Here is a 12,876-nt window from a genome sequence, read left to right on the forward strand (position 1 = left end):
ACTCCATTAACGCACAAAAACGCGGTAAGCCCAAGGCTCCAGTGATAGTTCTGATGTCGCCTCAATCGTCACAGCCGCGCCGCTTTGGAAGGTTGTGTAATCACCATAGGGCACATCATCATTAAACCGCACAGTTTGCGCGCTATCAGAGAGGTTGAAAACACCCATCACAGCCTTCGCGCCGTCATCCGATTGGCGAATAAAGCTAAAGACGTTTTGGGGGTTATCGTTATCGACTTGCGTCACGCGCGCACCCCACGCCCCGTTATGAAGAACCTCATTATCCGTCTTAAGCGCCACTAGATCTCTGAATTTATCTTGGAAAGGATGATCATCGTTCCAGTGGATCAAATCCTTTTCAAAAAACTCCAATCGCTTGTCATTGCCCGCCTCTTGGCCATTGTAAATCAGCGGCATGCCTTCACCGACAAAAGACAAGACCATGGCGGCAGGTAGTGCGTCACCGTAAATCTCAAACGGCGTTCCGTCCCATGTATTTTGGTCGTGATTGGACGTATATGTCATACGAAAGGCATCTTGCGGCCAGTCCGTTTTTTGCGCGGCGTAATAGTCGGCTATATCAGTTGCATCAGCCTTGCCGTTCACGATGTCTTGCATGATCTCTTTCCAGCGCCAGGCGTAAGTCGCGTCAAAGGCGTTGATATGCAATTCTGGCTCTTCCCATTCGGCGAGCATGAAGACGGGTTTTATCGCGTCCAGTTCCGCCCGCGCAGCGTCCCAAAAATCTGTTGGCACCATGCCTGCGACATCGCACCGAAAACCGTCAATACCGACGTCTCGCACCCAATAACTTAGGCTCTCTATCATATAATCACGCAAGCCCTGTTGATCGTAATCCAGATCAACAACGTCTGCCCAGTCGGTGTCAGGCGGAAATTGCATATTGCCGTCTGCGTCGCGCGTGTACCAATGGGGATGGGTCTGCACCAATGGGTTATCCCATGCCGTGTGATTGGCGACCCAATCAATGATAACTTTTAGCCCCAAATCATGAGCCGCATCGACAAGGGCTTTGAAATCCGCCTTTGTGCCCAAGTCTGGATTAACCGCTTGAAAGTCTTTCACGGCATAGGGACTGCCCATAGAGCCCTTGCGTTTTTCCTGCCCAATAGGATGTATCGGCATAAACCAAAGGATATCAACGCCGAGATCTTTGATGCGCGGGAGGTCAGCTTGCACTTGCGCAAAGGTGCCTTCTTGCGAATATTGACGTGTGTTGATTTGGTATATGACCGCATCTTTTGTCCACGCGGGGTGCAGAACATTGCTCACGGCAAGCTTATCCGTTGACGGCGCTGTAGATGTTGGGTTCGATGGACTACACGCCAGCAGAGATAGACCCGCAACGCTTGCGAGTGATAGCTTCATCAATGAATAAACGGTCACGGTTCGGCTCCTAATAAAAATGTGAGCGGCACATGCACGCGCGCGCGCCAGGCGCGTTCTGAATGTTCATGACCGTCAAATTTACGCGTTATCCAATTCTCGCCCGCCACATAGCCTGCGCGCTTCATCGCTGCGTCCATGCGGTCTTGATAGCCTTCATAATTATGGTCCAGCGTCTCTGTGCCGTAATCAAAATAAATCTTATGGGTCGCCGGATCAGGGAGTTTACCCGACAAATATTCCACAATCGCGCCGTCACCCATCGGAAAATGAGTGGACACACCCCCAGCGCCGCCGAACACATCGGGATATTCTGAAATCCCGTAAATTGATATCAGCCCACCCATAGATGACCCCATGATAAAGGTATCATCGCGACCGGGCTTCGTGCGGTATGTCGCGTCGATATAAGGCTTTAAATCCATGACCATAAAACGCAGATAATTATCCGATTGTATTGCGTCTGCGTCAAAATCGGGAAACTCAGTAAAGAAGCGGTCTGCATAGGCATCAGCGGCTTTTTCTGGAAAATATTCGGGGTTGCGAAGGTCGGTACTCCAGATACCAACGACAATCGCCTCTTTGACTTTACCCTCATTAATCAAGCGCGTCATGGCTTCGTCCACGCCCCAATCTGTTTGGGTATAGCGCGACTGTTTTGGGTCAAACAGGTTTTGGCCGTCATGCATATAAAGCACAGGATAGCGTTTTTCCGCCGCAGTATCATAAGAAGGTGGCAACCAAATCTCTAAATGGCGCGGCTTGACGAATTGCGAGGGGAAGTCTTCGACTTTCACCACAGTGCCCGTCACACCCATAACGCCAGTAACAGGCGTCTGCGGGTCAGAGGCCTCTATCTCGGCGGCGCCGCAACCGACAAGTGCGAGGGCCAAAAGCCCACATAAGACCCGCGCTATCACAGCTTTTTAAACCGTATAGCCGCCCCGCCGCTACGCCCTAATGGTAGCTGCAGTGTTTCTGCTGCCGTGACGGTTTTACGCTCTATCACCATGTCATAAGGATCTGTCTCGTAATCCGCCTTTGGGCCATCACGGTAAATCTGTGCCTCATAGCTGCCGGCGTCTAAGAATGATAAATCGACGCTTAAATCACGCGCGGTCGCATCCGTCAGAGCCGCCAGATACCAATCATCCGAATTACGGTCTTTGCGTGCAATCACGGCGTAATCCCCGACGGCACCGTCAAGCGTGATGGACTGTTCCCAATCGGTCGGAACGTCTTTGATAAACTGAAATGCCTCTGGCCGCGCCTCGTAATGCTGCTGTAAATCCATGACCATTTGGATGGGCGAATATATGGCCACGAAAAGCGATAATTCCTTGGCCAGCGTATGCTCGATACGTGAACGCACATCATTACGCTGTAAATCATCCGCGACAGGCGGAATTTCGTTTGGCCGCAAATTAAACGCACCCGCTGTATAGTCCATGGGGCCAGACAGCATCCGCGTGAATAATAAATCCAGCACGTGATCAGGGCCGTTTGGCGGCACGCCCCAGGCATTAAATTCTTGGCCGCGCGCCCCTTCGCGGGACACCCAATTGGGATATGTACGGCGCAAGCCCGTATCTTTTACGGGCTCATGCGGGTTCATCGCGATCTGATGCTCTGCCGCGCGTTTGACAACCTTCATATGATGATCGACCATCACTTGGCCGTCATGAAACTCGTAATGAGCGATACCGTTGGCGTCGACGCGTTTAATATCACCCGCATCTGCGACATAGCCCGATTTGATTACCCGCACATCATGGGCTTGCATTAAATCAAGCGCGTCTTCTAACTGGTTTTCATAATTCGTGATATTACCTGATGTTTCGTGGTGTCCAACCAGACGCACACCGACCTCGCGACCATATCGCGCGACTTCGGCTATATCGAAATCTGGATAGGTTTGGGTGAATGAGAATACATCGCCATTATGAAACCAATCCCCGTCCCACCCGACATTCCAACCTTCGACAAGGACACCGTTAAAACCGTTCTCAGCCGCGAAATCCATTTTGGCTTTGGTCGCCTCTGTCGTTGCGGCGTGATGATTAATGGGGCCGTCGGTATTCCCCCATGTGCCTTCTTTGATATGTTGTTCCCACCAGATACCCGCGTATTTCCCGGGTTCAAACCACGAGACATCGCCAAGCTTATTCGGCTCGTTCAAATTCAAGATTAGGTCTGAATTCATCAAGCCCGCCGCATCGTCAGAGATTTGAATTGTACGCCACGGCGTTTTGAACGGCGTTTCAGTCTTGACCAAAATACCGTCGACATGCGGCGTCAAATCGGCTTGCAACACGCCTTCACGTTGCTGATGCAAAGACATGGCGGAATAGTCGACAAGGGCGGCTTCGTGAATAGAGAGGTGCACACCGTTCTCTTTGCGGAACGTCGCGGGTGTATGCACCATTTGCAGCGCGCCTGTTGGCTTTTTGGAATATAAATATTCATAGCGGTTATACATGCGCGCTGGGATGGTCCAAGACGTGGTCTCTGGGCCTATGTTGAAATCCGTGATTTCTTCTGTAATCGACACAGCATCAAGACGCGGTTGTTTTGGCACCTCGTAACGAAAGCCAACACCGTCATCAAACATCCGCACGCGGATATTAAACTTCAAATTGGGCGTTACACGTTCGGCAGAGATGAGCATCTCGACATGGTTGTCACGCACGATGCGGCGTTCACCCCAGGGCTGCTCCCACGACGTGTCGACTGCGCGCGTTTGCGTACTGATGATACGCAGACCATCGTCAAGGCCGTGTTGCTTTAAAAACCGAAGGCCCAGGCGAGACTTACCCACGACGTCTTGGCCGTCGCGCACGATATTATAACGGAGTTGCCCGCCTTCATCGGTCACAGTGATGACGTTTTTGCGGTCGGGTGACGCGGCAGTTACGGATTGCGCCGCGGTGGTTTCTGATACCGATATAGTTTCTGCGGTCGCCTGTGTGCTATCCGCTTGGCAAGCGGATAGACCAAATGGCAAGGCGAGCATAAAGCTAAGCGTCAATAAGGCAGATGGGCGCATATACATCACAAGATTCCCCGTTTATAGTTATGATAATTGTTTACATGATTTTGCAAAAATTTGGAAATGAAATCCATATTTTCAACTTTAGCGCATATATTTACTGTAAATTTTTGCAAAACCCTGATAAGGTAGACGACATATGACAGATAAGCGCATCAAAAAATTAGTCATCGTCGGCGGCGGTTCGGCAGGCTGGATGAGTGCTGCTGCAATTGCTAATGCCGTTGGTACGTCATGCGATATTACCGTCATTGAGTCTGAAGCTATTGGCACAGTCGGTGTCGGCGAAGCAACCATTCCCCCCATCCGTTTTTTCAATCAAAGCCTGGGCATTGATGAAGCAACCTTTGTACGCGAAACACAGGGGTCATTTAAGCTGGGGATTGAATTTATCGACTGGGCCAAAAAAGGTGAAAGCTATTTTCACCCCTTTGGGCAATACGGCGCTGAATTTGATAGCGTGCCATTTTATCATTACTGGATGCGCGAATATTTAGCTGGCAATATCAATAGCCTTGATGATTATTCAATGGCTTGGGTCGCAGCCAAAAACCACCGGTTCGAGCATCCCTCACCTGACCGCCGCATGGTGCAATCGACCTTTGATTATGCCTATCATTTTGACGCAACGATGTACGCTAAATTTCTGCGCGGCTATGCGGAGACGCGCGGTGTGAGCCGTGTTGAAGGCAAAGTGACACAGGCGGAGATAGATCCCAATAACGGCTTTTTAAAATCTGTAAGCCTTGAGTCTGGTGAGACATTTGAGGCGGATTTATTCATCGATTGCACAGGGTTTTACGGGCTGCTTATCGAGAAATACCTTAAGACAGGCTATGATGATTGGTCGCATTATTTGCCGTGCAACCGCGCGGTCGCTGTGCCGTGCGAGACGAACGGTGACACCCTGCCCTATACCAAATCCACAGCCAAAGACGCGGGCTGGCAATGGCGTATCCCGCTGCAACACCGCACGGGCAATGGCTATGTTTATTGCGATAGCTATACTGACCAAGACACAGCAACCCAAAGCTTGCTTGACGGACTAGACGGCGCAGCCCGTGCAGAGCCCAAACATTTGCGTTTCACAACGGGCGCGCGAAAGCAGTTTTGGAATAAAAATTGCGTCGCGATCGGGCTATCGGCGGGCTTTATGGAGCCGCTGGAGTCGACATCTCTGCACCTTATTCAATACGGCATCATGCGACTTCTGGCGATGTTCCCCGACCGTGATATGAGCCCCCTCCTTGCGCAGGAATACAATGCCCTGACGCGCGCAGAATATGAACGTATTCGCGACTTTCTTATCCTGCACTACACAGCGACAGAACGAGAAGACACCGCGTTTTGGCGCTATTGCAAAAACATGGCTATCCCTGACAGTTTGCAATATAAAATTGATCATTTCCGTGACAGCGGACGCGTTGTCTCAAGCGAGCGGGAGTTGTTTAAAAACCCCAGTTGGATTGCAGTTTATATCGGCCAAGGCATCATTCCCAAACGTGCCCCCATTATGACGCAGATGCGCGGCAATGTTCCCGCAGAAGACCGCATGAAGGGCATTCACAGCGCAATGAGGGACGCCGCAAACGCGATGAGCCCGCATGACGCCTTCATCAATACTTACGCCAAATCTGCGCCAATGTAGCTTTGAATATAATCTTTATGGCTGGGTAGTGGGCTGACGGCTTTACCGATAATTTTATCGACACTGCCCATAAAATCCGACAATTGCGTATCAGTGATACGGTCAGCCATAGCGTGATAGCCTTTGGGCTTAATGCCTTGCCCGACCATGACCTGCACCCAACTGGACTCGCGGAAAATATCATCAGGGTCGCGGTAAAGCCGTCCACCATTTTCAAATAATTCAATCTTGTGAGTCAGGCTGTCTGGCACGTCCATGTTTTTGCAATAGCGCCAAAACGCCGTGTCATCACGGTCTGTGCGGAAATAATGTAGAATGAGGAAATCACGTACTGTTTCATATTCCTTGGCCACGATACGGTTATATTCGGCAATGTTAGAGGCGCTGAACCCTTGGTCTGGAAATAATTCGATAAGGCGCGAGACATTGGATTGTATCAGGTGGATAGACGTGCTTTCCAACGGCTCCAAAAATCCGCTGGCAAGCCCCAAAGAGACACAGTTCTTATGCCAAAATTCGGCGCGGCGACCCGTTGTGAAAGATAGCTTTTTCGGCTCTGCCGTGGGCTTACCATCTAGGTTTTGCAGGAGTGTATCTGTCGCGCTGTCGATGTCTGTGAATTTATCACAAAACACATGGCCATTGCCTGTTCTATGCTGCAACGGGATCCGCCATTGCCAACCCGCATCATGGGCGGTCGCTTTGGTGTAAGGCAGTAGCGGCGACGTGGTTTCGCACGGGATAGCGACAGCGCGGTTACACGGCAGCCATTCTGACCAATCGTGGTAGTCCACCCCCAGCGCTTGTCCGATCAAAAGCCCGCGAAAGCCAGAACAGTCAACGAATAAGTCACCCGATACGCTCTCCCCGCTTTCTAGCGTGACAGCACGGATAAAGCCGTTTTCATCATCAAGGGTCGTATCAACTACCCGCCCCTCTATGCGTGTAACGCCGTTGGCTTCAGCGTAGCGCCGCAGGAATTTTGCATAAAGACCCGCATCGAAATGATAGGCATAGGCAAGCCCTGTCATGGAGGTATTGCCGACCTTTCCCATATGCGCAAATTTGCCCGCATACGCCGCGCGGTGATGCAACGAATAATCCCAAAGCCCGTTTTCAGAGGCCTCATCCTGGGCGGCTTGATGGCGAAGCCAATAATGGTGGAACTGTAAGTTACTGAGGTTTATGCCCGCATCGCCGAATGTATGGAGGTAGCTATCGCCTTTCTGGCCCCAGTTATTAAACTCAATACCAAGTTTAAAAGTCGCCTTGGTTTCGCGCAGAAACTCACGCTCATCGAGGCCCAATATGCCGTTCAGGCGAATGATTTGCGGAATTGTTGCCTCGCCGACGCCGACTGTACCAATCGCATCAGATTCAATCAATTTAATGTTGATGCTCGGCGGGAGCAGTTTTGACATGGCCGCAGCCGCAATCCACCCGGCAGTGCCGCCGCCCACAATCACAACATCTTTGATTTTGTCATGTCCCATAGCTCACCTTAATAAACGAGGGTCCGCTTGTATATATTCGGCCTCGCGCTTTTCTAAAATGTCGCACAAAAAAGCCTGCCGACAGCTGTCGACAGGCAAGTTTTCAACAAACATCTGTTTGCAAGGATATCTTTAGAACGTCTTTGAAATCGTAAAGTTATACGTCCGGCCGTAATCTTCACGGCGGCTGATGAACGTGTCCGTTCCAGGACCGTTACCGTCCAGATCATTTTCTGTGCGGAAAGGTTCGTCTGTCAAGTTTGACGCTTCGACATTCACTGATACGCCAGCCAAGGGGCCGTCTTCCCACTCATAACCGATTTGTGCATCAACGATAAACTCATCCAGAGCGTCAGCACCGATGAGGCCACCGTCAAATTGTTGCACTTCGGAGCGGAAACCAGACCGGTAACGCGAGTTCAAGCGCGCACGCCATCCGTGGTTTTCATAATAAATATCACCACTGAATGTGTTCTTGGAATATCCAGGAATGGCAATATCGCGCCCTTCAAACTCAAGATTATTATCTGTGTAAGTATAGGCCGCGTTCAGTCCAAAGCCTTCAAAGAACGGCGCATCAAAGATGTCGCTCAGCGGGAGGCGAATAGACGCTTCCATACCTTTGAGTGTCGCTTCTTCAACGTTAAGCGGGCCGCCAACGCTGACAAATTGAACCCCTGGGTTTGCGTTGACAAATCCGTCACCGTAAAGCGCGCTAACTACATTCCCAGCGTCAACAATTTCAGACGAGTCTTGGATATAGTCGCGAACAGTTTTCGTGAAAAAGGCCAGCGATATTGCACCCGCATCAGAGAAATACTTCTCGACCGCAACGTCTAGCCCTGTTGATTTATAAGGGCGAAGTAGCGGGTTACCGCCAAAGATACTCACACAGGTTTGGTTCACTTGCGGAACTTCTTCACCAATATAGGTGTCAGGAATACCGTCAGCATCCGCATCTGGACAGAGCACAGTGTTTAGACCTGGCGCATCATTCGTACGAAGCTGGTCCATACGCGGACGCGTCACTGATTGTGCGGCACCAAAGCGTAAGAATGTGTCGTCTTTCACTTCAAAGCTTAGGTTCAAGCTCGGCAAGAAATCGCCATATGAATCTTCAATGAAAAGCGCACCCGCAGACGATGATTGCGTGACGTCGACATATTGGAAACCAAAATTACCTCGCACGGGAATTGGACCTTCGGAGTCGATGGTTGCCATAGCGTAATAGGTCAGGATTTCTTCTTGGACATTCCAAAGCACGTCGGCTGCTGGGTCAAGGAAGTAGGTGCCGTTTTCGATCAATGCGCTTGGGTCATAGGCCACAACGTCAAGACCAAGGTTGCCTGAATCCGTTGACCCAAGAACATCTGAAATTGATGACGAGCCGTTCACAAAGCCAGCACCTGGACGCACAAAGTTCTCATTAGAATTGAAGTCTTTTTCACGGTCCGTGTAAAGGATACCTGCGGCCACCGCTTCAATACCGCTCTTACCAAGCTCATATTCTGCTTCAAAGCGGAGTTGGTTTAACTCGTCCTTGATCTTAGGCTCTTTGATAAAGCCAACTTGGCCCCATCCCCCAGGGTCAGTCAGAAGAACGTTAGACGGGTTAGAATAATCAATAGAGCTATCAAAGCTGTATTCACCATTTTCAGGCGTTGTTAGTACCAATGTACCCGCCTCGTTCGGATTGGACGAACCAAAGACGCCGCGACCTGTACCGGCGTAGCTTTCATAATCGATGTCTGATTTCTTCAAATTTGATGTTGCCGCATCAAGGGTCAGGTTGATTTTATCAGAAACTTCAAAATTGAAATTTGCACCCAATGAGTAAATCTCGGCTGAGTTACCCTCTGTATCTGTGCGAACAATCGCGCCCGCGGGAGCATAAGTCGCACTATCGACGAAGCTACCAGATCCGGTTGAGCTAACGAGCTGGTTGCCAGACCATGACGCAAGGGGTGTTTCCACACCGCGGAAGATACCTTCATCGGCAAAATCAGAATAATAACCGTCAAATGTTGCGCTGAAACGATCTGTTGGCTCAAATTGCAAAGCACCAGCAACGGATGTGCGTTTAAAGTCGCGCGATACAACGCCCGAACGCGGGTTATCGGCTGCATAATACGTACCGTCAGCAAGTTGCTGAGTCTGACCCGGGCCAGATTTTAGCTCACGAGACAGGATTTGTGTTGGGTTTGACTGATGCGTAACCCCAACAGACCAACCGATTGTACCGTCGACATTTTGATCAATATAAGAACCGAACAAACGGTAACCATCAGACCCGAAATCAGGGTTAGACACATCATTGTCGTTAATGACGTATTTGGCAGACGCCGTTAATTTACGCTCATTATAATCCAAAGGACGCACAGTCTTAAGGTCAACCGCACCCGCGACACCTGTTGTCGCCAATTTCGCGTCTGGTGTTTTGTAAACAATACCTTGCGCGATAAGCTCTGATGGGAATTGGTCAAATTCAATACCCCGATTGTTACCCGCAGAAACTTGTTCACGACCATTCAGAAGCGCAATAGAGAAATCAGGGCCAAGACCACGAATAGAAATTGTCTGCGCGCGGCCACGGACACGTTGCGCCGTCACACCCGGAAGGCGCGCCAAGCTATCGGCGATAGACACATCAGGAAGCTTACCAATGTCTTCTGCTGTAATGGCTTCAACGATGGAGGACGACTCACGCTTTACGCGCAAGCTGTCCGCGATGGATTGACGGATGCCCGTCGCAACAACTTCGTCTTCTAGCTGCTCTACGTCTTGCGCGATTGCCGACGTGCCCAAGGCAAGTGTTAAGGCAATGCCAGCAGCACTGGCGAAGTAGGCGCGTTTGATTGAATGTGTCTTTGTCATTTGTTTTCCCTTCAATGACGACTTGGTTGCGTCGTTCCCCGATGACAGCGCAAAACGCAACTCGAGATTCTTTTATTACAATATGTTTACACAAATTTGCATAAATTTTGCAAATTGTTTTCGTGTTTTCTTACAAAATTATGAAAAACTGTTGCTCTAATGCAACGCATGGCCAGCTATATCATTGATTTTACTATATATTTCAATTTTTTTTTCGTGGAGAACATCTGAAATATCTGCAAAAAAGTTATGTAAATTTTTACATTGGACTTTCAATTGCGTAAAAACGCGGCTATGGCAATGAGAATTGGTGAAGAGAGATACATATTATGACCCATATTTTGCACAATCGCGTTAGCCGCACTGTCTCAACGGCTTTATTTATGTCGGGCACGGCCCTGTGCCTCTTCTTGGGCGGATGTCAGGCACAAACAAATGCCCAGACAGACCTAAAGGCAGACCCAATGGCGGCCCTAAAGACCGAAACTACGGCAAAAGCAGGGGCAACTGCATCCGTCGCAGGACTGAATAGCAATCATATCACGCGTCCACCTGAAGAAGACGTTGTCTACTTCATGCTGCCCGATCGATTTGAAAATGGTGATCTATCAAATGATACGGGCGGATTCGCAGGTGATAAATATGACCACGGCTTTGATCCAACCCATAAGGGGTTTTACAATGGCGGCGACCTCGCTGGCCTCACCTCTCGTCTTGATTATATCAAAGGTATGGGTGCGACCGCCATTTGGCTTGGCCCGATTTACAAAAACAAACCCGTCCAAGGTGCCCCCGGCCAAGAAAGCGCAGGCTATCACGGCTATTGGATTACGGATTTTACCTCTGTTGACCCGCATCTTGGCACCAATGCAGAGCTAAAGACTTTCGTCGAGCAATCCCATGCGCGCGGTATGAAGGTCTATTTGGATATTATCACAAACCACACCGCTGACGTTATTTCTTACCGTGAATGTTATGATCCCGATTATTCTGGCCCCGATAAAGTCACAGGTGGGTGCCCCTATCGCAGCCTTGCTGATTACCCTTACACAACACGCGGCGGTGTTGATGGAGCCGCCATCAACGCCGGTTTTATGGGCGATGAAGATCATCACCAAACGGCTGACAACTTTGCGGCGCTAACCAACCCCAATTACGCTTATACACCCTATATTCCAGCGGGTGAGGAAAACGTGAAAACTCCCGCATGGCTCAATGATATCCAATATTATCACAACCGCGGCGAGACAACATTTGAGGGAGAGAACTCGCTCTATGGTGATTTTGCAGGGCTTGATGATTTATTTACAGAGCATCCCGTCGTCGTGGATGGCATGATTGATATCTTCAAAGGCTGGATTACTGATTATAAAATGGACGGCTTTCGTATTGATACGACCCGTCATGTAAATCCCAATTTTTGGAAACAATTCCTCCCCGCGATGAAAGAGCACGCGGCGAGCGAAGGCATCCCGAATTTCTATATGTTCGGCGAAGTTTACGACCCGGACCCCGCTGCGCTGGCCCGTTTCACCCGCGTTGACGGCTTCGACCAAGTCTTAGATTTTGGGTTCCAAGCAGCCGTATTTGACGTGCTGAGCGGAAAAGACGGCACGGACCGCTTTGACCGCTTTTTGGCCGCTGACTCGCTTTACGGCGAAGCAACAAAAATGGGCCGCACACAACCAACATTCCTTGGCAATCATGACATGGGGCGTTTTTCAGGCATGGTGAAGGCAGAAAACCCCGATATGGGCCAATCAGAATTGCTGGCGCGCACAAAACTTGCCCATGGCCTGATGATGTTCATGCGCGGTGTGCCAGTGATTTATTCAGGTGACGAACAAGGCTTTGTTTCAGACGGCAATGACCAAGAAGCCCGTGAAACGTTGTTTCCTAGCCAAGTCGCGATTTATAATGATAACGACCTTATTGGTACAGACGCCACCACGGCTGACAGTAATTTTGATACTGATCACCCGCTTTACCGCTATATCGCAGACACGGCCGCAATACGCCACGCTCACCCCGCCTTTGCCCATGGCGAGATGGTCAGCCGCCTGACGGAAAAGCGCACTGACGCAATGCCAGATGCTGGTGTTTTCGCCTTTTCTCGCTTTGACCCCAATACAGGGCATGAATATTTAGTTGTCGCCAACACAGGCAACACAGACCGCGTTGTAAACGTTACGATTGACGCGGGGTCATCTGACATGACAGCCCTATTGGGGGGCTGTGCGCCAATGAATACGACGGGTAACATTACACTGGAAATTCCAGCTTTTGGCCTTAGCGTTTGTCGCTCATCAACGCCGTCAACGCGTTATCCACGGTAGTCAAAACTATGACCGAAGACGTAATGGATACAGACATTTTCTCCGCAGAGCATGACAGCCCACATCATG

Annotated in this window: 7 protein-coding genes; 2 read left to right on the forward strand and 5 right to left on the reverse strand. The window is 50.1% G+C overall.

The features are described from left to right. Nucleotides 1–6 precede the first annotated feature (6 nt). From AB6B37_RS08685 to AB6B37_RS08695, 3 genes are read right to left on the reverse strand one after another with little or no spacing between them, the layout of a single operon-like run. Nucleotides 7–1,407 (reverse strand): alpha-amylase family glycosyl hydrolase, encoded by a 1,401-nt coding sequence (locus AB6B37_RS08685; RefSeq protein WP_371395372.1) that lies wholly within the window; start codon nt 1,405–1,407, stop codon nt 7–9. Continuing rightward, on the reverse strand, nt 1,404–2,300 hold the full coding sequence (locus tag AB6B37_RS08690) for an alpha/beta hydrolase (RefSeq protein WP_371395373.1): 897 nt from the start codon (nt 2,298–2,300) through the stop codon (nt 1,404–1,406). The genes AB6B37_RS08685 and AB6B37_RS08690 overlap by 4 nt, the downstream gene beginning before the upstream one ends. Before the next feature lie 23 nt (nt 2,301–2,323). Continuing rightward, complete coding sequence (locus AB6B37_RS08695) at nt 2,324–4,459, reverse strand: glycoside hydrolase family 97 protein (protein WP_371398436.1); 2,136 nt, start codon at nt 4,457–4,459, stop codon at nt 2,324–2,326. 136 nt (nt 4,460–4,595) lie between these two features. Between AB6B37_RS08695 and AB6B37_RS08700 the strand changes: the two genes are divergently transcribed. Next, entirely contained in the window at nt 4,596–6,104 is a 1,509-nt protein-coding gene (locus tag AB6B37_RS08700; RefSeq protein WP_371395374.1) for a tryptophan halogenase family protein, read from the forward strand. Here AB6B37_RS08700 and AB6B37_RS08705 read toward each other — a convergent pair. Beyond that, nucleotides 6,080–7,597, reverse strand: a complete 1,518-nt coding sequence (locus AB6B37_RS08705) for a tryptophan halogenase family protein (RefSeq protein WP_371395375.1) — start codon at nt 7,595–7,597, stop codon at nt 6,080–6,082. The two genes, AB6B37_RS08700 and AB6B37_RS08705, sit on opposite strands and share 25 nt — an antisense overlap. 132 nt (nt 7,598–7,729) lie before the next feature. After that, nucleotides 7,730–10,471, reverse strand: a complete 2,742-nt coding sequence (locus tag AB6B37_RS08710; RefSeq protein ID WP_371395376.1) for a TonB-dependent receptor — start codon at nt 10,469–10,471, stop codon at nt 7,730–7,732. 464 nt (nt 10,472–10,935) lie between these two features. Between AB6B37_RS08710 and AB6B37_RS08715 the strand changes: the two genes are divergently transcribed. Then, nucleotides 10,936–12,807, forward strand: coding sequence for an alpha-amylase family glycosyl hydrolase (locus AB6B37_RS08715; RefSeq protein ID WP_371398437.1), 1,872 nt, complete (start codon nt 10,936–10,938; stop codon nt 12,805–12,807). The last annotated feature ends 69 nt before the right edge of the window (nt 12,808–12,876 follow it).

It is taken from the genome of Fretibacter rubidus, from assembly GCF_041429785.1.
In the GTDB taxonomy this organism is placed as follows: domain Bacteria; phylum Pseudomonadota; class Alphaproteobacteria; order Caulobacterales; family Maricaulaceae; genus Fretibacter; species Fretibacter rubidus.

Excerpts from the sequence above, each read along its gene's own strand:
- AB6B37_RS08695 (WP_371398436.1), bottom strand. The coding sequence starts at position 4,459 with ATGTATATGCGCCCATCTGCCTTATTGACGCTTAGCTTTATGCTCGCC.
- AB6B37_RS08700 (WP_371395374.1), top strand. The coding sequence starts at position 4,596 with ATGACAGATAAGCGCATCAAAAAATTAGTCATCGTCGGCGGCGGTTCG.
- AB6B37_RS08705 (WP_371395375.1), bottom strand. The coding sequence starts at position 7,597 with ATGGGACATGACAAAATCAAAGATGTTGTGATTGTGGGCGGCGGCACT.
- AB6B37_RS08710 (WP_371395376.1), bottom strand. The coding sequence starts at position 10,471 with ATGACAAAGACACATTCAATCAAACGCGCCTACTTCGCCAGTGCTGCT.
- AB6B37_RS08715 (WP_371398437.1), top strand. The coding sequence starts at position 10,936 with ATGGCGGCCCTAAAGACCGAAACTACGGCAAAAGCAGGGGCAACTGCA.